Origin of the sequence: Hahella sp. KA22 (assembly GCF_004135205.1) — a bacterium.
Taxonomy (GTDB): Bacteria; Pseudomonadota; Gammaproteobacteria; order Pseudomonadales; family Oleiphilaceae; genus Hahella.
Genome location: NZ_CP035490.1, coordinates 973,225 through 991,590 on the forward strand (window position 1 = coordinate 973,225; position 18,366 = coordinate 991,590).

Sequence of the window (18,366 nt, forward strand, 5' to 3'; positions counted from 1 at the left end):
AGAATGATAAGACTGGTATTGGTTGACGATCATATTCTGGTGCTGGAAGGCATCCGCGCCCGGCTGGAGCAGGAGCCGGATATCGATGTGGTGGCCCAGGCGACGGATGGTAAACAGGCCATTGACGCAGTAGCGGAACATCGGCCCGATGTGGTGATGATGGACGTCAGCATGCCGCGCATGAACGGCATCGACGCCACGGAGTATATGGCGCAGCACTTTCCCGATACCCGCGTATTGATCCTCAGCATGCACAACAATAAAGAGTATGTGTCGCAGATTCTGCATAAAGGCGCCAAGGGCTATATTCTTAAAGATGTGTCTGTGGATGAAATGATTCGCGCTATTCGCACAGTGTATGAAGGCGGCACCTATATCAGCAGCGGCGCCTCTGCCGCCCTGTTTTCTCAGCCGCAGTTGCGCGGCGAGACTTCCGCCAGTTTGACTCATCGGGAGGCGTCGGTGCTGAAGAAAGTGGCGGAAGGCAAGAGTAACAAGGCGATTGCGGAAGAACTTGCCATCAGCGTGCGTACAGTGGAAACTCACAGGCAGAATATCAAGGCGAAACTGGGACTTAGCTCCACGGCGGAATTAACGAAATACGCCATTAAGCATGGGTTAATGTAAGTCGGTTTATCGTTTCGCCTGTCAGCGTAAGTTTAGAGGATTGGCCGATGCGTATATCCGGGTTCATATTAATTACCATTTTGATGGCGTTCGCCTCCGGGTGTAGCTCGGTGAGGGTGAATCATCCACCGACGGCGATACCCTCTCCTGAACAAATATCCAGCCCAGTCGCCGCCGCTTTGTATGACCAGTATGACGAGTGGCGCGGCGTAGACTACCGCTATGGAGGCCTTGATAAGTCCGGCGTGGACTGTTCAGGCCTGGTGTTTCTTACTTTTCAGGAGCGCTTCGACGCCAAATTGCCCAGAACCACTAAGGGACTGGCGCAAAAGGGGCGTCAGGTGAGCCGCAAAGAACTGCAACCCGGCGATCTGGTGTTCTTCAAGCCCGGCGGCTGGAAGGGGCTTCATGTCGGCATCTACGTGGAAAAAAATCGTTTCTTGCATGCATCTACCAGTAACGGAGTGGAACTGGCCTATCTGCATAACGGCTACTGGGCCGATCATTTTTGGCAGGCGCGGCGGGTTAAATAGTAGCTCCCTCCGTCGGCAGCGCAGAAAAGCTTTAGGCTAGACGCATCATTCATCAACTTCTGAATAAAGAGCTGTTCAGGGTTTCACCAGGTTAAAATACTTTTTTGAGAAATATCCTATTTGTTTGTAGTCGTAACCAGTGGCGCAGCCCTACTGCAGAGCAGGTTTGGCGCAGACATCCAGAGTTGAAGGTGCGCTCGGCGGGGACTAGCTCCAAAGCCCGTAAAACTATCGGCCCGACGGATCTTTGCTGGGCTGACATTATTTTGGTTATGGAAGATAAGCATAAGCATCGCTTAACGTCGGAATATGGACGCTTGCTGCAGCATAAACAGATACATGTTCTCGATATTCCGGATGAGTATCAGTACATGGACCCAGAGTTGGTGGAGATACTGCAGATATCCGTCGCTTCCATACTGGAATTAACCAATTTTTAATCAACTAACGCCAGTCTAAGCAGGCGTCTTTCCTTTATGATGGTTCAATTCAATATTGAATCCTTGTGTGGGACTGACCATGAAAATGACGAATCTTCTTGAAAGGAAGTTGATCGGCGTTGATCCATTTTGGGTCGTCAGAATCGACTATTCTCCTTTGACCGCAAAATTGTGTCTGGATCTCACACCGGAGCCGGAATCCGGCATCGTTACCAGAAGAGCAATTTTTTCCGGGGTCACTACCTGCAAAGCGGATTATTTTGACGCCGTCGGCGACGCGGACTATATGCCCACCGTTATTGGCGTGCTGAGCGCGCAGAAAGGCGCGCAACAAAAGATTATCGTTACGACGGATGCGTTTGAACTGACCTTTGACTGCGCAGGAGAGCCCGAAATCGAGGCCTGATTTCACAAAATTTTTCCCGCCATGCACATTTGAGACTGTTTGTCAGCCCTTATAATTTTCGGTTATCTCTTTATAATGTTCGGCCCTCTCGGAGGTGTGTCTTCGAGCAGGAAAACGAAGAGTGTGCGGCAACGAATTTGAGGTTTTTGGTGATAGTTTTTACTGCTACCGATCAAGTTACGGGGAAAGTTTTTGCGGGCAGCACCCGCAGGTCATTGGAGGATCATTGGGGGCATTTGTTGGTCCAGGAATCCGAAGGCGCGATGGGTGAGTTCTTTGAAACTCTGCGGTCCAGCGGCGCGGACTCTTTCAAAATGGAAGAGTGGGGTTATTCTGATAACCCTAAAGAACTTCGGGAAATGTTGGCTGAAGCGATGGAAGCGCTGGGCGCTAAAGCAGTCAAAGTCACACTGACTCGACCAGAGAACAAATCCAAACCATCAATGGATCTGATGAAAGAGTTGGAAGCATTGAAACAGGAAATGTCGGACGGCTCTGACGATCCCGACTATACGCCGAAGAAAAAAGAGGCTGTGGTTAAGCCGGAAGCTCCTAAGCCCGCCCCTAAAGCGGAACCGAAACCACTGCGCCACACCGCTTCCACCCGTGAGGCGGAAGAGATGCGCGCATTGATTGCCGGTATCGAGGCCCGCCGTCGCGGTGGGACCAAGGCGGGGCAAAAGGCGGCGAAGAAGGCCGGCGCGGCAGGTCTGGCGAAAGCGGCCAAGTCTGCGACTGGCGCAACTGCCCCCGCTCCAGTAAACCGTCCCAAGCTGTCCGAAGGGCGTACTGGCTCAGCAGCGAAGGAAAAGCGCATTCGCGAAGCGATTGCGGCTGAGAAAGCGGAAATGGAAGCGCAGAAGCGTAACCAGGCCTCAGAAGAAGCGAAAGAAATGCGCGAGATCATGGCGCGTTTGGATCAGCGCACTAAGGAAGGCGCACGTATCCATCGTCGTCTGTAGTACAGCGTGTTCTAAGCAGGGCTCTGTGATCAACAGGCCCTGCGACCTCTCCCGAATATCCTCTCTTTCCCCATTTATAGTAAGCAACACCAATACCTTTATTTATTCCTGACTTATCCCTGTTCGCCACCATGATGGCGTTAGCGCGATTTTGTCGAACGCGTTTCCAGTGCTATGATGCCGCCTCCCCGCCGTTAGGCGAGAGGAGCAACAATGACAGCAACATCAATGGAGGTGTGTCATGCGTACCAAATACGAAGAAATGCTGTGCTTTCGAGGTCACCAGTAAGCGCAGGAAAGGTTATCCATCTGAAACTCAGGTGAAGCGCGGCTACAGAGTCGTTCATGGAGACAAAGATCTGCATGAGAAGCTGGGGAGAAATGATCCCTGTCCCTGTGGCTCACGGAGGTTGTTTCAAGCAATGTTGTCTTAAGTCAGGTTGCTTTCGACGGCATTAACCGAGACGACTACTTCCGCTAAGCAGGCGCTTGCGACCTTGGTGTCGACAAGCGCGCAAAGTCAGACTTACCTCAGCCATCGCCGCCGCACCTACATGCGGGGCGATGGCCTCCAGATACTTTCACATCTATACCCCCTTCTACTTCATTGACCCCCTGTGTGTGAGCGGGGTACATTGCTGGGAGCGATATTTGATCTACAGCGTTATGGCGGTGGCGTATGAGTCTGGATACTTATTTGATGTTTGTGGTGGCCTCTCTGGTCGTGGTGATGATCCCCGGACCTTCCGTCATGCTGGTGGTCAGTCAGGCGCTGTCGTCAGGTAAAAGCTCTGTAGCGCCATTGGCGGCGGGTGTGGGATTGGGCGATCTGGTCGCCATGACCTTATCCTTTCTTGGCCTTGGCGCTATTCTGGCGGCTTCCGCTTTTACGTTCACGGTATTGAAGTGGGTCGGCGCGTTATATCTGGCCTATCTGGGCGTGAAAATGTTTCGTTCTTCCACGTCGCTGAGCGCTGACGATGGGCGGGCGACCGGCGTCAGCGGGCGCAGTCAGTTCATTAGCGCGTTTATCACCACAGCGCTGAATCCCAAGAGCATCATCTTCTTTATCGCCTTCGTGCCGCAATTTGTCTCCACTGAGGCGGCGCTGGCTCCACAATTTGTCATACTCGGCGCTACTTTTCTGGTGTTAGGCGTTCTCAACGCCGCCATGTATGCGGTGTTCGCCGGCAAACTGCGCTCCATGTTGCGCAACCCCAAAGCTTTAAAGCGCTTCAATCGCGTGGGCGGCTCCCTGCTTGTTGGCGCCGGAGTGCTAACCGCCGCAGCGCGGCATGGATAGGCCGGTCGCGAAGTGAGTCCCGATATCATTCTGCAAGCGGCTTTTGTGGAAAGCCCAGATGCGCTATTTCATGAGCTGAAAAGTAATGTGGCTTGGGGGAGCGCATCAGTCTTACATTCCGACTCATTCTCAAATAAGGAACCTTGGCATGCAGTCAATTGGAGTCGCGTCTTCCCTGTGGCGCTATCCGGTTAAATCACTCCTGGGGGAAACGATTGACGCTCTGGCGTTTGACGAACGCGGTGTGGAGGGCGACCGGATATTCGCCGTCCGCAACGGAGCGGGTAAATTTGGCAGCGGCAAGAACACAAGGCGCTTCGCAAGAATGGAAGGGCTTTTGACGATGAGCGCGCGTTGGGACGCCGGCTCGGTGTTGTTGCGATTGCCTGATGGGCGGGTCATGTCTAACGACCATCCCGATCTGAATCAGGCTCTGTCCTCAGTGTTGGGTCAGGAGGTAGAGTTGGTGCGAGAAGCGGCTGTATCGCACCTGGATGCGGGGCCTGTACACCTGATTTCCACTTCAGCGCTGCACTGGTTGCGAGGGCTGCTGCCGGAGTCGCTTATCGATGAGCGTCGCTTTCGGCCTAATATCCTGCTGTCGACCTCTGGCGTTGGCGTGGTTGAGCACGACTGGCTGGGTAAGACCCTTTCCTTTTCCGGCGGTCTGCGTCTGCACATTAGCGGACTGACTGAGCGGTGCGTCATGACGGGGATGCGGCAGTCAGATTTGCCTGATGATCTTATGATCACCAGGGCGATTGGCGAACATACGCAGTTTAATTTCGGCGTATATGCGCAGGTGATGGAGCCCGGTATTTTACGGCAAGGCGAGCACGCATTTTTAGAATGATTGTTCTGCGGCGCCATGGCTGAAAGTTGTCGCACAAGATAAAGAAGCTACGTCTAAACTTTTCTTGTAATCCATACTTTTCTTCTTCTCCATTAATACTGGAAGGCGCGACGCAGGAGGCTTCGTCCTATCCTCAACGTAGGAGGTAAGCGTCATGGCCTGGTTGGTGGCGGGAGCGGTCATTGCTTTTATACTCTATCGTGTGCTGCTGAATCGGGCGCGGCGACAGGCGCTGAAAGCATTTCAATTTCCCGGTAGCATTAAGAGCAAAGTCCAGAACAAATATCAGCATCTGAATGACTCGCAGTTAGAGATGGTCATGACAGGACTGAAAGAGTATTTTGCGCTCTGCCAGCTTGGTGGTCGACGCATGGTGGCCATGCCCTCGCAGGCAGTGGACGTGGCTTGGCACGAGTTTATATTGTTCACCCGCGCCTACGAGCAGTTCTGTCAGAAGTGTTTCGGCCGCTTCTTACACCATACGCCGGCGGAAGCCATGCAAAGCCCCACCCAGGCCCAGAATGCCATCAAGACTGCCTGGAGGCTGGCCTGTCACAAGGACGGCATCGATCGTCGCAACCCAAGTCGTTTGCCGATGATTTTCTCGATGGATCACGACTTACAGATTCCAGATGGTTTTGTTTACAGCCTTAACTGCAAAGGTCCGGGAGGCGTCGGCTATTGCGCCAGTCATATCGGGTGCGGCTCCGGTTGCGCTGGTGGCGGAGATAGCGATGGCGGCGATGGAGGTTGCGGAGGCGGATGTGGAGGAGATTAAGATAATGAAAAGTAGTACGTCTGCGCCCTCATTTTTCCTTGAAGGCGTGGCTCAGGCGAGACACGGGGAAGTGGAGGATTGGTGGGCTGGATTGGGTCACTCTTTACAAGGCGAAATTATCGCCTTCTGGCAAGGGGATGCAGACTCGCCTTTGCAGACAGCTATCGCCAATGTTAAGGAATACCTGGTCGCCAGCAAATCACATGAGGAAAGTGAGCAAGTAGAGGAGCTGGAGCCCCACTACCCAAACCGGGAGTTCTATGAGTACTTGGTGAATCATGAGATTTATCTGGACGTGTTCGATAAGCGCATGCATATCTGTACGGCGCATAAAGCGATACGGGAAAAGTTACTGTTAGGTCGTTTACCTGCAGATTTCGCTTGCCCGTTTATGCGCTCGACATGTGTTGTCCGGCAGGCGCTCAAGCGGTTTGGCGACGAGGATATACAGTTGCGCTTGGTGACAGGCAGGTAGGGAGCGGCTGAAATTTGGCGCATGTTGCGGAGATTGAGCCCAGATCGCAGGCAAAAAAAGAGCAGGGTGGAATGGGGACTCCGGAACCCTGCTAAATCACTCAGATTGCGAGTGCGAGAGTGTGATCGAAAATGAGGAGGCCGGGTTAGACGCGGCCTCCCGCAAAAGTGGATAAAAAGCGTTTGGGACCCTTCATCCTTACTGAATAGAACCTCCTACGCGTACGATCTTCATCGTATTGGTGCCGCCCTGTGCGTTGACGTAGTCGCCCTTGGTAAGGATTACCAGGTCGCCATCGGTCACTACATTGCGTTTCACCAGTTCGTTCACCACCAATTGGTTGATCTCTTCGTTAGGATGCTGATCCGAATCGAAGGGAATGGTCTGCACGCCGCGGTAAAGAACGACTTTGTGCTGAGTTTCATGGTGGCGCGAGAACGCGTAAATCGGCAGAGGCGATTTGATGCGCGACATCAACAACGGCGTAGCGCCGGTTTCAGTCATACAAATAATCGCCTTCACGCCTTGGAGGTGGTTGGCCGCATACATCGCCGACAGGGCGATGGATTCATCGATGCGGCCATTCCCTCATGAATACGGTGTTTGGACTGATGCGTGGACGGATGTTTCTCCGCGCCAACGCAAATCCGCGCCATAGCTTCCACCGCCTGCGCAGGATACTGGCCCACGGCTGATTCGGCGGACAGCATGACCGCGTCGGTGTAATCCAGCACCGCGTTGGCGATGTCGGACACTTCCGCGCGAGTCGGCATGGGACTGCTGATCATGGACTCCATCATTTGAGTCGCAGTGATCACAACCCGGTTCAGGGTTCTGGCCCGGGCGATAATGTGTTTCTGTACGCCGACCAGTTCTGCGTCGCCGATTTCCACCGCCAGATCGCCACGAGCCACCATGACTGCGTCGGAGGCCAGGATTACGGCGTCCAGTTGTTCGGGATTATGAACCAGGTCAGCACGTTCGATTTTCGCCATCAGGCTGGCGTTGGAGCCTTCCGCCCTCAGCAGTGCGCGCGCTTCATGCATGTCTTCCGGGGTGCGTGCGAAAGAGACGGCGACATAGTCCGCGCCCAGCTTGGCGGCGGTCTTGATGTCCGCTTTGTCTTTATCCGTCAGCGCTTTGGCGGAAAGTCCGCCGCCTTTCTTGTTCAGGCCTTTGTTGTTGGAGAGTTTGCCGCCAATAATCACGCGGCAGATAATTTCCAGACCAACAACCTCTTCGACTTCCAGCTCCAGACGACCATCGTCAAGCAGGAGCGTGTCTCCGGCGGCGACGTCATTCACCAACTGCTCATAGTCGATGCCGACGCGATCAATATCGCCAGCTTCTTTATCCAGGCGCGCGTCCAATACGAAACGCTGGCCTGGAGTCAGGGTGACTTTGCCGTCAACAAACCGTGCAATGCGCAGCTTGGGGCCTTGCAGGTCGGCAAGAATGGCGACAAAACGATTTTGCTTGCGCGCGAGTTCGCGCACCAGTTCCGCACGGGCGATGTGCTCTGCGGCCTCGCCGTGGGAAAAGTTGAGCCGGACAACATCGACTCCCGCCTTGATGATGGACTCCAGCGCTTCAGATGAACTGGTGGCTGGACCCAGTGTGGCGATTATTTTGGTGCGACGTAACATATCTCTACCTCTCGTATGAACCGGATTATCTGGCGACCTTCATCAGAGCCAGCGTGTTGTCCAGCATACGGTTGGAGAAGCCCCACTCGTTGTCGTACCAAGCCATGACTTTTACATGGCGGCCTTTAACTTTGGTTTGGCCCGCGTCAAAGATGCTGGAGAACGCCGAATGGTTGAAGTCGGCCGATACCAGTTTCTCTTCGTTATAGTCGAGAATTGCTGATTTCGCAGCAGCTTCCCGCATGATTTGGTTGATTTCTTCTTTGCTGGTGTCTTTGCCCGCGATGAAAGAAAAGTCCACCAGAGAAACATTGATGGTTGGAACTCTGACGGCCATGCCGTCCAGTTTGCCTTCCAGTTCCGGCAACACCAGGCCAATCGCCGCAGCGGCGCCGGTTTTGGTGGGGATCATGGACTGGGTGGCGGAACGCGCGCGGTACAGGTCCGAGTGGTATACGTCAGTGAGTTTTTGATCGTTAGTATAAGAATGAATTGTGGTCATCAAACCGCTTTCAATGCCTACCGCAGCCTGCAGAGCCTGAGCGACTGGCGCCAGACAGTTGGTGGTGCATGAGGCGTTGGAAATGACTTGATGGTCCGCGCTGAGGATGTTTTCGTTAACGCCGAAGACCACAGTGGCGTCTACTTCAGTCGCGGGAGCGGAAATAATTACTTTTTTAGCGCCGGCTTCAATATGAGCCATGGCCTTGGGCTTGCTGGTGAAGAAGCCAGTGCATTCGTAGACCACGTCTACGTTCAGGGCTTTCCAGGGCAGAAGCTTGGGGTCTCTTTGCGCGCTGATGGAGATGCGGTCGCCATTGACGGTCATGGACTCTTCGTCATGGCTGACTTCACCGGAGAACCGCCCGTGAACTGTGTCATACTTGAACAGGTGAGCGTTGATGGCGGAGTCGCCTAAATCGTTGATAGCGACTACCTGAATGTCTTTGCGATAGTTGTTTTCATAAAGGGCGCGGAGAACGTTGCGTCCAATGCGGCCAAAACCATTAATAGCAACTCGAATCGTCATGCCAATCCTCCAGGTGGGGAATTTTTTGTTTTCACATGTAGTAAATATAACAAAATAATTTCCGGAATGGTACGGTCATGTCGTGATTTTGATCAATTAATCTTGTAATATTACCAAATAATTGGTTTTTTCCTCGTCGGGCTTGGAGTTACCCGCGTATCAGCGCAGCCCCCGGCGTTTTATTGGGACAAACAGACGAACATATAAAAGAGCGATCAGCTATGCACCCGACTGTAGACAGAGTTACCCGACGCATTATCGAGCGCAGCAAAGCCACCCGAGCAGCCTATTTGCAGCGCATGGAGAACCTGAAAAACAACAAGCCGCAGCGCAAAACCCTGGCTTGCGGCAATCTGGCGCATGGTTTCGCGGCCTGTACGCAGTCGGATAAAGATGTGCTGCGTTTGATGAATCAGGCTAACGTCGCAATTGTCTCCGCCTACAACGACATGCTCTCCGCCCATCAGCCCTACGAAACCTATCCAGAAGTGATTCGCAATGCGGTGCGGGATATGGGCTCCGTGGCGCAGTTCGCCGGCGGCGTACCCGCCATGTGCGATGGCGTGACGCAAGGGCAACCGGGGATGGAGCTGAGCCTGTTCTCCCGTGACACCATCGCCATGAGCACCGCGATCGCTCTCAGTCACAATATGTTCGACTCCGTCCTTTTATTAGGTATTTGCGACAAGATCGTTCCCGGCCTGCTGATTGGCGCGCTGAGCTTCGGTTACCTTCCTTCTATATTGATTCCCGCCGGCCCGATGCCTTCAGGGCTGCCTAATAAAGAGAAGCAGCGCATTCGTCAGCTTTACGCCGAGGGCAAAGTGGGTAAAGACGAGCTGCTGGAATCGGAAAGCCAGTCCTACCACAGTCCGGGCACCTGTACTTTCTACGGCACCGCCAACAGCAACCAGTTGCTGGTTGAGGTGATGGGCCTGCATCTGCCTGGCGCGGCCTTCACTCATCCCAACACCCCGCTGCGTGAAGCGCTGACCAAAGAAGCTGCGCAGCAGGCGGTGCGTTTGTCCGCGCCCAATGGCGGGACTCTGGGCATGGCGGATATAGTGGACGAAAAGACCATCGTCAACGCACTGGTAGCGTTATTGGCCACTGGCGGCTCCACCAACCACACTATGCACTGGGTGGCGATTGCCCGGGCGGCGGGCGTGATCATCAACTGGGACGATTTCTCGGAACTTTCCGACGTGGTTCCTTCTCTGACTCGGATCTATCCGAACGGTCAGGCGGACGTGAATGCATTTCATGAGGCCGGCGGCACGCCTTTCCTTATTAAGGAACTGCTGGGCGCGGGTCTGTTGCACGACGATGTGGAAACAGTCGTGGGCAGAGGCCTGAGCCGTTATGCGCAAGGGCCGACGTTACAAAATAACGAGCTGGTGTGGAAAGACGCGCCAGCGGAAACCCTCAACCCCGCTGTTTTGAGTTCGGCGGCGGAGCCGTTCTCTCCCAATGGCGGTTTGAAGGTGCTGTCCGGCAATCTGGGACGCGGCGTTATCAAAGTATCCGCCGTCGCAGAAGAACACTGGGTGGTGGAAGCGCCCGCGGTGGTGTTCGACGATCAAAACGACTTGGGCGACGCTTTCAGCAGCGGCAAACTGAATAAAGACTGCATCGTAGTCGTGCGCTTCCAGGGACCCAAAGCCAATGGTATGCCGGAATTGCACAAGCTAACGCCCTACCTGGGAGTATTACAAGACCGTGGCTTCAAAGTGGCGCTGGTGACGGACGGGCGCATGTCAGGCGCCTCCGGCAAGGTGCCGGCGGCCATTCACGTATACCCGGAAGCCGCCAACGGCGGTCCGCTGGCGAAAGTGCGCGATGGCGACATGATCCGCCTGGACGCGCGCAAAGGCGTGCTGGAAGTACTGACGACTGCGGAAGAGTTCGACGCCCGTTCGTTAGCGACGGCGAATCTGAGCGCGAATGAACTTGACTATGGCCGCGAGTTGTTCGGTATGATGCGCCGTCAAGCCAGCCATGCGGAAGCTGGCGCGTCTAGTTTCTGGAGTAGCGTCGATGAGTAAAGCGCAATACGCCCTGGTGGGCGATATTGGCGGCACCAATGCGCGTTTCGCGCTGGTGGCCCGGGATAGTTTCGAGCTGGAGCACATCCAGGTGCTTCCTTGTAATGATTACGCCAATCTGGATGAAGCGGTGCGGGATTACCTGGCCGGCCATCCTGAAGCTGAAGTTCATGAAGCCTGTATGGCGTTCGCCTGCCCGGTGCATGGCGATACCATCAAAATGACCAATAATCACTGGACTTTCAACAAGGCCGACATGCAGGCCCGGCTGGGCTTTGATACGTTCAAGTACGTCAATGATTTCACCGCCATGGCTCTGGGCACGCTGCACGTGACGGATGCGCACTTGCAGCAGGTTGGCGGCGGTGAAGGCAAGCCCGGCGCGGCCAGATTAGTGATTGGTCCGGGCACCGGTCTGGGCGTATCCGGTCTGGTGCGCACCATGACCGATTGGGCTCCATTGTCCACCGAAGGCGGTCATGTTGATTTTGCGCCGACGGATGAAGTGGAAATCAGTGTATTACGAATCCTGAAAGAGCGCTTCGGGCGGGTTTCCGTCGAGCGGATTCTGTGCGGTGAAGGGTTGTTGAACCTGTACCGTAGCCTGTGCGAGATCGACGGCGTGGAGCCGGCGCACACCCAGCCTTCACAAGTTACGGAAGCCGCGCTGGCGAACAGCGACCTGGTCGCCCATAAAACCCTAAAACTGTTCTGCGCCATTTTCGGACGCGTAGCGGGCAATGCGGCGCTGACGTTGGGCGCGCTTGGCGGCGTATACGTGTGCGGCGGTATTATTCCCCGCTTCATTGAGTTTTTCCGCGACAGCGATTTCCGCCAGTGTTTTGAAGACAAAGGGCGGATGGGCGACTATTTAGGCGGTATTCCGGTCTATGTGGTGACGGAAACCTACACAGGACTGCTCGGCGCAGCGGAAGCATTGAAGAACCAAGAGGTGCATTAGTAGTGATGGATCAAATTCGGGCTGAGCTGCAAGGGGCCCCTTTGGCGCTGGGAATGATGCGTCTGTTGGATTATCCGGAACTTTGTCCTGCGTCCGCGCTGGCGGCGTGGATTGAGGCCCGACTGGATCAGGGACTGAAGGTATTTGATCACGCCAATATATACGGCGGCGGCGAATGCGAGCGCCTGTTTGGTCTGGCGTTGCAAGCTGCTCCGGCGTTGAAGGAACATGTTCGCCTGATTTCCAAGTGCGACATCGTTCCTCCCGCCGAGGACGGCTCCTCTGAATTCGTGAAGCATTACAACACGGAAGCCGCCTATGTGATGGCTTGCGTGGATGACTCCTTGCGCCGCCTGCAAGTGGACAGCATTGATTGTTTTCTATTGCATCGGCCAGACCCGTTGATGCCGGTGGAAAATACGGCGCGGGTGCTGGAGGATCTGCTGATGGCCGGTAAGATCAAATCTATCGGCGTTTCTAATTTTCTGCCTGAGCACTGGCGGTTGCTGGCGGATCATCTGAATGCGCCTTTGCTGTGCAACCAGATAGAGCTTTCCGTGTTGGCGAACCAATCCCTGTTTGATGGAACCATGGATGCTCTGCGACGCGATCAGGTGCAGACGATGGCGTGGTCTCCATTGGGCGGCGGCGGACTATCGCGCATTCCTGCGTTGCGTGACGCCTTGGCCAAGATGTCCGCGCAAACTGGCGTTTCGGAAACCGGGCTGGCGTTATCCTGGCTGAAGCGTATACCCGGAAGTCCGCTGCCGGTGCTTGGGTCTCTGCGCGAATCCCGCATCAACGACGCTATCTCGGGTGTGGGCCATGAAATGTCCCGAACTGATTGGTATGCGTTGCTAGAAGCGGCTCGCGGCCACTGCGTCGCCTGATCCGGCGCCTTGCGTCACTCTGGCGTGAGGCTTACAGGCACCTTGATGCGGCCAGCGCGCCGGTCAAGGCGCCTAACAAATTGACCGCCATGTCCTTGTAACTCCAGTATTTCCCCGCATAATTTTCATCGTAATATTCTTTTCCCGCGCCAAATGTCATAGCTACTCCTACGCTTAACGCCGCGCTTCCGCAGTCGCTGCGAGAGCCGCTGTCCAATTGATCGGAAGCTGCGGCGGCGAGAGCGGCGGAGGCGGTGAAGTGCGCAATCTTGTCTTTCCCCAGCCAGTCGCTGGGATCTTCACGCAATGCGGCGCAGCCGCCCAAGGTTAAGGTCAGCGTTAGCGCGAACAGAGGTTTTATGCAGTGGCCCATTTCACCGCCATGGCGCAATGCAAGTCTGTCGTGTCGTAGAGGGGAATGGCGCAGTTTTCCGGGCGGACCAACAGGCCGATTTCCGTGCAACCCAGTATCACGCCTTCCGCGCCCTGACTGGCCACTTCGTCAATGACGCGATAATAGAAGTCTCTGGACGAAGGCAGCAGTTCGCCTCGGCACAGCTCTTCATAGATGATCCGGTTGATTTCTTCCTGCTGCGCCGATTCCGGTGTGATCACTTCAATGCCGCTGGCGTCATGAATGCGCGTTTTGTAGAAATCTAACTGCATGGTGTAGCGGGTGCCCAGCAGCGCGACTTTCTTATGGCGATTGCGCTGAAGTTCATCTGCGGCGGCGTCGGCTATGTGCAGCAGCGGAATAGTGAGATGGCTTTCCACCTCCGGCGCTACTTTATGCATGGTGTTGGTGGCGATCAACATGGCCTGTGCGCCGGCGCGCTCCAGGCCAGTGGCGGCTTCCGCCAGCATGTCGGCGAGACTGTCCCAGTCCTGTTGCGCCTGCAGACGCTCAATGTCGGCGAAGTCAAAACTGTGCAGGAGGAGTTTGGCTGAGTGCAGGCCGCCGAGGGCGTCTTTAACACCCTGATTGATGAGGCGGTAGTAGCTTTGGGTCGACTCCCAGCTCATTCCACCCAGAATGCCCAGGGTTTTCATGGTCTGTTCCTTCTGGCGTATGTTGATGATTTATAAACGGATGAGTCACCACGCTAACGCCTGTGGCATTCTCTGGCAAGAGGATTCGCCCGCCGGATTAAGCGTTTCGGCTTGGGGCGGGCTTATCAGGATCAGACTTCGCGATATTCCACTTTGTTGTCGTAAACCACCATGCGCGATTTGCCCGCCAGCCAGGCGCGATCATAGGGCGAGATAAAGTAGACGCCGGTGATGAACAGGTAAAACACGCCAAACATGTAGGAGTAGGCGAAGGTGGCGATGCCGACGAACAATACGGCTGCGCCCAGCAGATACAGCTTGAGTTCGCTGAGATCGGTGACGGTCGCCATCTGCAGCTGCTGCAGGATGATGAACAACTTGGTGGAGATGTAGACGGTTCCGGTGAAGACCAGGAACAAAAGGATGTTCGACCAAGTCACGCCGCCAAATAGGAAATGAGCAGCGGAGAAAAATAATGAAACCTGGACCAATCGGGTAGGGGTTTTATCGCTTAATTGCATAACTGCGCTCCTTAGGCTCTGTTGATACTGCAAATACGCCCGATAAGTAAATTGGGATCGGTGGGGGGTAATGGTCATTCTAGACCATAAACACCCCCTGGGGGATTACGACTTGGTTATTAATCAGCGGTAATTTGTAAGAATTTTTAGCCGCTCCGACGGATGCGATGCGTTCCGTCGGAGGCGAATGGGCAAGGAGGCGCTTAACGCCGGTTTTCTGCGGAGACGATGATGACGCGGTCCGCGCCCTGAGTGCGGGCGAATGCATAGGGCGCTTCGCTGAGCTTCTGATGCTGGCCGGCGCCAATGGCGGCGTGCCGTTGACGGAACTGACCGAGCTTACGCCAATGCGCCAGGATCGCGTCCACGGCGCCGGAGTCTATCTCCGCCCAGTTCATGTCGGAGCGGGTTCCCTGACTGGGGTCGGAGCCAGTGGGGCCGAAGCGCCGCAGGCTTTCGTCGCCGTAATAGATCTGCACAGCTCCCGGCGCCAGCAACAGGGCGGCCGCGACGCGTTTTTGCAAGTCGGGCGATTGCCTGGCCAGGGTGCTGAACAGCTGGGTGTCATGAGAGGAAATGTAGGTCAGGACGTTGAAATCAGGGTCGCTGTTAAGCTTGTCTGCATAGTCGCGGTATACCGGCTCCAGGTTGGACAGACAGTCCGCTCCCTGACGGGCGAACTGACGTTGGAAGTCGAAGTTGATCACTGCATCGAAACCAGCGTCGAAATAGGCGCTCTTGCTGACGTCATGGGGAAATACTTCGCCCACCATCCAGAAGGGAGCGTTGAATCCCTCGGGAGCCCCGTGCTGATTGCGATATTCCGCCAAAGCAGCCGTCGCCTCCTGCTTTAACGCCAGCCAGGAGGACGACTCCACATGCTTGACGGTGTCCACGCGAAATCCATCAAGCCCGTATTCGCGCACCCAGTGGGTGAGCCAGCTGATGAGATAGTCTCGCACTCTTGCGTTGGGAAGATCACGGGCGCCTGTATCGGGCTTATTGCGCAAAAAGGTCGGCAGGGCGACAGTCTGGTCTGACTCGGTTTTAAAATCCGGCAGGAACGCCAGCGAGCCTTTGACGGGGTCGACGCCAGCGTTAGGCGGACTGTCGTAGTTATAAATGCCCGCCCGCACCCAGTCGCGCCCCCACCAGTCGGCCCATTTGGCGTGGTCATAGTTGATGTTGGCGTGATAGCCGTGGAAGTTTTCATTGCCGCTGGGTTTCCAGTCGCCCCAGCGCGGAGGCAGGTATTGTTCAAAACCATTGAACAGGCCGCCGAAGCCAAAATCCTGCATGTCCTGCAGGGTGGCGTAGCCCGGGTGGTTCATCACCACGTCGAACAATACCCGAATGCCTCGCTTATGGGCCTGCGCAATCAAGGTCTTCAGCTCTGCTTCCGTGCCTATGTTGGCGTCCAGGCGCGTTAAATCAAGGATGTAATAGCCGTGATAGCCATAGTGGCGGAAATCGCCGCGATCGCCGCCGCCGACCCAGCCGTGGATCTGTTCGAAGGGCGGCGACACCCAGAGCGCGTTGACGCCCAGGGATTGCAGGTAGTCGAGTTTGCCGATAAGGCCGGCGAAGTCGCCGCCATGGAAGGTTCCAATTTCCTCCGCCCCGTCCGCCTGACGTCCGTAACTGTGATCGTTATCCTTACGTCCATTGGCGAAGCGGTCAGTGAGAGCGAAATAGACGGTGGCGTTGTCCCAGGTAAAGGGCTGCGGGGTGGCCGTGTCCGCCTCCAGTAACATGAGCCCTTCGCTGCTCTCAGCAGGTGTGAGGCTGACTTTGCCGTCCGCCACCTGGGCGCGTCGGCCGGAGTAGAAGTCGCGCACCCATTCGCCGTCCTTGAATACCGGCGCGACCGGAATGGTTTGCGCTTCGGTTGCGGGAGCGCAAACTCCGGCGACCGTATCGTTGGCGTTAGTCTTTGGCGCGGCTGTCTGCTTGAGCTCGGCGCGTTTACTGACGCGGAAATGCGGCTCATCCCCCTGATTCAGCAAAATCTGGTAGACGCCGGCGGTTTCTATTTGCAGGATGTAATCCCCATGCCGGTCGGGCTCCAGATTCACCTTGCGATACAGCTTAATGGCGTCCGTCGGCGCGTCAGCGTCGCTGAAGCGTAGATGGTACTGGCCAGGCTCGAACGCACCGTAGGCCAGCTTCTGATCAGGGCTGGGCGTTTCAAAATGCAGCGCTACCGGCGTGGCTCCGTCTATAGACAGCCAGCTCGCCTGAGAATCGGCTGTCGGCTGATTGGCGCAAGCGGTGAGGAGCGTCGATAGATACAGGGCGGGTAGCGGCACACGGGGTCTGGCCATGTTGGAAACCTCTTGTTTTATTCTTGGATGAGCGGACCAGGCGACGTTCAGACGTCTTCAACAGACCCTAATGGAAGCAGAATAGACCGCGGGAGAGTAGGTGGAATTAGGGGGATGAGTCTACTCCCCCCCTATACGCCTATGGGATTAAAAATAGGGATGATGCGGATCTTACTCATATGGCGGAGTATCCCTAAACACATAATGCCCCCACATGGCTTGTGGACAACAACAATAACCCACAGAGAGGTAATACAATGAAAGCTTGGCAAAAGCTTGTCGGCTCAGTCGCAGCCTCATTGCTAGTGTCGGCCGGAGCGGTTTCGAGCGCGCATGCCGATATAGAAGAAGGGAAACTGGTTGTCTGGATAAACGGCGACAAAGGTTACAACGGACTACAGCAAGTCGGCGACTGGTTTGCGAAAGACACCGGCATCGAGGTGAGCGTCGCCCACCCTGATAACGTCACCGATAAATTCCAACAGGCCGCCGCTACCGGCAACGGACCTGATATTTTCATTTGGGCTCATGACCGTTTTGGCGAGTGGGCGAAGTCCGGTTTGATCTCTCCGCTGAATCCTTCCAAGAAAATCAAAGACGAAACCGTGGATTTCACTTGGGACGCGGTGAGCTGGAACGGCAAAGTCTATGGTTATCCCATCGCGCTGGAAGCGGTTGGTCTGATCTACAACAAAGATCTGGTCCCCACGCCGCCCGCTACATTTGAAGACGTCATGGCGCTGGACAAGAAACTGGCGGCGGACGGTAAGCGCGCGATTCTGTGGGACTACAACAACACTTATTTCTCCTGGCCTCTGTTCGCCTCTAATGGCGGCTATCCGTTTAAAAAGAACGGCGCAGGCTATGACGTCAAGGACACTGGCGTGAACAACGCAGGCTCCAAGTCTGCGGCGAACCTGATCAAGCAGTTGATCGAACAGGGCATGATGCCGAAAGGCGCTGACTACGGCGTCATGGAGTCCAAGTTCAACAAGGGCGAAGTGGCCATGATGATCAATGGTCCCTGGGCCTGGGGCAACCTGAAGAAGAGCGGCATCAACTTTGGCGTGGCGATGATTCCTTCCGTTAACGGCGAGCCTGGCAAACCGTTCACTGGCGTCCTGGCGGCTGCGGTCAACTCCGCCAGCCCGAACAAAGAGCTGGCGATCGAGTTCATCGAGAACTATATGCTGAACCTGAAAGGTCTGAAGATGGTGAACGACGACGTGCCTCTGGGCGCGGTGGCCAACAAGGCTTTTATGAAGGAACTGTCCGTCGACCCGAATATCGCCGCCACCTTCAAGAATGCGGAAATGGGCGAGCCCATGCCGAATGTTCCTGAAATGGGCGCTTTCTGGTCCTCCATGGGGCCTGCGCTGCAAAACATCACGTCTGGCAGACAGAGCGTGGATGAGGCGTTGGACATGGCGGCGAAGCGTATCATTCGCTAAGACCGTCAATCGGGTTCAAGGATGAGCCCGCAGCCAACGCAAACACTTTCCGGTCTCGCCGGAATCGTTGC

The 18,366-nt window shown here is 55.4% G+C and carries 19 protein-coding genes and 1 pseudogene; 14 read left to right on the plus strand and 6 right to left on the minus strand.

Features of this window, described 5'->3' with window-relative positions; all coding sequences use genetic code 11:
• The first annotated feature begins 3 nt into the window (after window positions 1–3).
• The 10 genes from EUZ85_RS04285 to EUZ85_RS04330 all read left to right on the plus strand — a co-directional run bounded on the left by EUZ85_RS04285 (window position 4) and on the right by EUZ85_RS04330 (window position 6,377).
• Window positions 4–627: a response regulator transcription factor gene (locus tag EUZ85_RS04285; RefSeq protein ID WP_127968082.1), complete on the plus strand. Its 624-nt coding sequence runs from the start codon at window positions 4–6 to the stop codon at window positions 625–627.
• A gap of 47 nt (window positions 628–674) precedes the next feature.
• Complete coding sequence (locus EUZ85_RS04290; RefSeq protein ID WP_127968083.1) at window positions 675–1,160, plus strand: C40 family peptidase; 486 nt, start codon at window positions 675–677, stop codon at window positions 1,158–1,160.
• Window positions 1,161–1,264: 104 nt separating this feature from the next.
• Window positions 1,265–1,600, plus strand: coding sequence for a low molecular weight protein tyrosine phosphatase family protein (locus tag EUZ85_RS04295; protein WP_127968084.1), 336 nt, complete (start codon window positions 1,265–1,267; stop codon window positions 1,598–1,600).
• A gap of 79 nt (window positions 1,601–1,679) precedes the next feature.
• Window positions 1,680–2,006 carry a hypothetical protein gene (locus EUZ85_RS04300; protein WP_127968085.1) on the plus strand — a complete coding sequence of 109 codons (327 nt, stop codon included), beginning with the start codon at window positions 1,680–1,682 and terminating at the stop codon, window positions 2,004–2,006.
• Between the two features lie 239 nt (window positions 2,007–2,245).
• On the plus strand, window positions 2,246–2,968 hold the full coding sequence (locus tag EUZ85_RS04305) for a hypothetical protein (protein WP_241566951.1): 723 nt from the start codon (window positions 2,246–2,248) through the stop codon (window positions 2,966–2,968).
• A 134-nt stretch (window positions 2,969–3,102) separates the two neighbouring features.
• Window positions 3,103–3,402, plus strand: a complete 300-nt coding sequence (locus EUZ85_RS31975) for an SEC-C metal-binding domain-containing protein (protein ID WP_127974403.1) — start codon at window positions 3,103–3,105, stop codon at window positions 3,400–3,402.
• Window positions 3,403–3,647: 245 nt separating this feature from the next.
• Complete coding sequence (locus EUZ85_RS04315; RefSeq protein WP_127968087.1) at window positions 3,648–4,271, plus strand: LysE family translocator; 624 nt, start codon at window positions 3,648–3,650, stop codon at window positions 4,269–4,271.
• Window positions 4,272–4,419: 148 nt separating this feature from the next.
• Complete coding sequence (locus EUZ85_RS04320) at window positions 4,420–5,124, plus strand: MOSC domain-containing protein (RefSeq protein WP_164887178.1); 705 nt, start codon at window positions 4,420–4,422, stop codon at window positions 5,122–5,124.
• Between the two features lie 154 nt (window positions 5,125–5,278).
• Complete coding sequence (locus EUZ85_RS04325) at window positions 5,279–5,902, plus strand: hypothetical protein (RefSeq protein WP_127968089.1); 624 nt, start codon at window positions 5,279–5,281, stop codon at window positions 5,900–5,902.
• A 4-nt stretch (window positions 5,903–5,906) separates the two neighbouring features.
• The gene (locus tag EUZ85_RS04330) at window positions 5,907–6,377 is read left to right on the plus strand and encodes a hypothetical protein (RefSeq protein ID WP_127968090.1); all 471 of its coding nucleotides are present in this window, start codon (window positions 5,907–5,909) and stop codon (window positions 6,375–6,377) included.
• Window positions 6,378–6,575: 198 nt separating this feature from the next.
• Here the strand turns inward: EUZ85_RS04330 and pyk are convergent.
• A pseudogene (gene pyk, locus EUZ85_RS04335) lies at window positions 6,576–8,023 on the minus strand (pyruvate kinase).
• 25 nt (window positions 8,024–8,048) lie between these two features.
• A complete protein-coding gene (gap, locus tag EUZ85_RS04340) occupies window positions 8,049–9,053 on the minus strand; it encodes a type I glyceraldehyde-3-phosphate dehydrogenase (RefSeq protein WP_127968092.1) in 1,005 nt (334 codons plus the stop codon).
• 221 nt (window positions 9,054–9,274) lie between these two features.
• Between gap and edd the strand changes: the two genes are divergently transcribed.
• The 3 genes from edd to EUZ85_RS04355 are packed head-to-tail and all read left to right on the plus strand — an operon-like array spanning window position 9,275 to window position 12,949.
• A complete protein-coding gene (gene edd, locus EUZ85_RS04345) occupies window positions 9,275–11,098 on the plus strand; it encodes a phosphogluconate dehydratase (RefSeq protein WP_127968093.1) in 1,824 nt (607 codons plus the stop codon).
• Window positions 11,091–12,059, plus strand: a complete 969-nt coding sequence (locus EUZ85_RS04350; protein WP_127968094.1) for a glucokinase — start codon at window positions 11,091–11,093, stop codon at window positions 12,057–12,059. The genes edd and EUZ85_RS04350 overlap by 8 nt, the downstream gene beginning before the upstream one ends.
• Window positions 12,060–12,064: 5 nt before the next feature.
• Window positions 12,065–12,949, plus strand: a complete 885-nt coding sequence (locus tag EUZ85_RS04355; protein ID WP_127974404.1) for an aldo/keto reductase family oxidoreductase — start codon at window positions 12,065–12,067, stop codon at window positions 12,947–12,949.
• Between the two features lie 31 nt (window positions 12,950–12,980).
• Here EUZ85_RS04355 and EUZ85_RS04360 read toward each other — a convergent pair whose 3' ends face one another.
• The 4 genes from EUZ85_RS04360 to EUZ85_RS04375 form a co-directional block, all read right to left on the minus strand.
• Window positions 12,981–13,322: a YfiM family lipoprotein gene (locus EUZ85_RS04360; RefSeq protein WP_127968095.1), complete on the minus strand. Its 342-nt coding sequence runs from the start codon at window positions 13,320–13,322 to the stop codon at window positions 12,981–12,983.
• A complete protein-coding gene (locus EUZ85_RS04365; RefSeq protein WP_127968096.1) occupies window positions 13,307–13,999 on the minus strand; it encodes an aspartate/glutamate racemase family protein in 693 nt (230 codons plus the stop codon). Before EUZ85_RS04365 ends, EUZ85_RS04360 begins: the two co-directional genes overlap by 16 nt.
• 131 nt (window positions 14,000–14,130) lie before the next feature.
• A complete protein-coding gene (locus EUZ85_RS04370) occupies window positions 14,131–14,520 on the minus strand; it encodes a hypothetical protein (protein WP_127968097.1) in 390 nt (129 codons plus the stop codon).
• A 203-nt stretch (window positions 14,521–14,723) separates the two neighbouring features.
• On the minus strand, window positions 14,724–16,844 hold the full coding sequence (locus tag EUZ85_RS04375) for an alpha-amylase (RefSeq protein WP_127968098.1): 2,121 nt from the start codon (window positions 16,842–16,844) through the stop codon (window positions 14,724–14,726).
• Window positions 16,845–17,101: 257 nt separating this feature from the next.
• Here EUZ85_RS04375 and malE point away from each other — a divergent pair, with 257 nt between their 5' ends.
• Window positions 17,102–18,295 (plus strand): maltose/maltodextrin ABC transporter substrate-binding protein MalE, encoded by a 1,194-nt coding sequence (gene malE / locus EUZ85_RS04380; RefSeq protein WP_127968099.1) that lies wholly within the window; start codon window positions 17,102–17,104, stop codon window positions 18,293–18,295.
• Window positions 18,296–18,366 lie beyond the last annotated feature (71 nt).

Coding starts and splice junctions, on each gene's coding strand:
- EUZ85_RS04330 (WP_127968090.1), top strand. CDS start 5,907: ATGAAAAGTAGTACGTCTGCGCCCTCATTTTTCCTTGAAGGCGTGGCT.
- EUZ85_RS04315 (WP_127968087.1), top strand. CDS start 3,648: ATGAGTCTGGATACTTATTTGATGTTTGTGGTGGCCTCTCTGGTCGTG.
- EUZ85_RS04350 (WP_127968094.1), top strand. CDS start 11,091: ATGAGTAAAGCGCAATACGCCCTGGTGGGCGATATTGGCGGCACCAAT.
- EUZ85_RS04320 (WP_164887178.1), top strand. CDS start 4,420: ATGCAGTCAATTGGAGTCGCGTCTTCCCTGTGGCGCTATCCGGTTAAA.
- EUZ85_RS04360 (WP_127968095.1), bottom strand. CDS start 13,322: ATGGGCCACTGCATAAAACCTCTGTTCGCGCTAACGCTGACCTTAACC.
- EUZ85_RS04285 (WP_127968082.1), top strand. CDS start 4: ATGATAAGACTGGTATTGGTTGACGATCATATTCTGGTGCTGGAAGGC.
- EUZ85_RS04290 (WP_127968083.1), top strand. CDS start 675: ATGCGTATATCCGGGTTCATATTAATTACCATTTTGATGGCGTTCGCC.
- malE (WP_127968099.1), top strand. CDS start 17,102: ATGAAAGCTTGGCAAAAGCTTGTCGGCTCAGTCGCAGCCTCATTGCTA.
- EUZ85_RS04355 (WP_127974404.1), top strand. CDS start 12,065: ATGGATCAAATTCGGGCTGAGCTGCAAGGGGCCCCTTTGGCGCTGGGA.
- EUZ85_RS04300 (WP_127968085.1), top strand. CDS start 1,680: ATGAAAATGACGAATCTTCTTGAAAGGAAGTTGATCGGCGTTGATCCA.
- EUZ85_RS04370 (WP_127968097.1), bottom strand. CDS start 14,520: ATGCAATTAAGCGATAAAACCCCTACCCGATTGGTCCAGGTTTCATTA.
- EUZ85_RS04325 (WP_127968089.1), top strand. CDS start 5,279: ATGGCCTGGTTGGTGGCGGGAGCGGTCATTGCTTTTATACTCTATCGT.
- EUZ85_RS04365 (WP_127968096.1), bottom strand. CDS start 13,999: ATGAAAACCCTGGGCATTCTGGGTGGAATGAGCTGGGAGTCGACCCAA.
- EUZ85_RS31975 (WP_127974403.1), top strand. CDS start 3,103: ATGGCGTTAGCGCGATTTTGTCGAACGCGTTTCCAGTGCTATGATGCC.
- gap (WP_127968092.1), bottom strand. CDS start 9,053: ATGACGATTCGAGTTGCTATTAATGGTTTTGGCCGCATTGGACGCAAC.
- EUZ85_RS04375 (WP_127968098.1), bottom strand. CDS start 16,844: ATGGCCAGACCCCGTGTGCCGCTACCCGCCCTGTATCTATCGACGCTC.
- edd (WP_127968093.1), top strand. CDS start 9,275: ATGCACCCGACTGTAGACAGAGTTACCCGACGCATTATCGAGCGCAGC.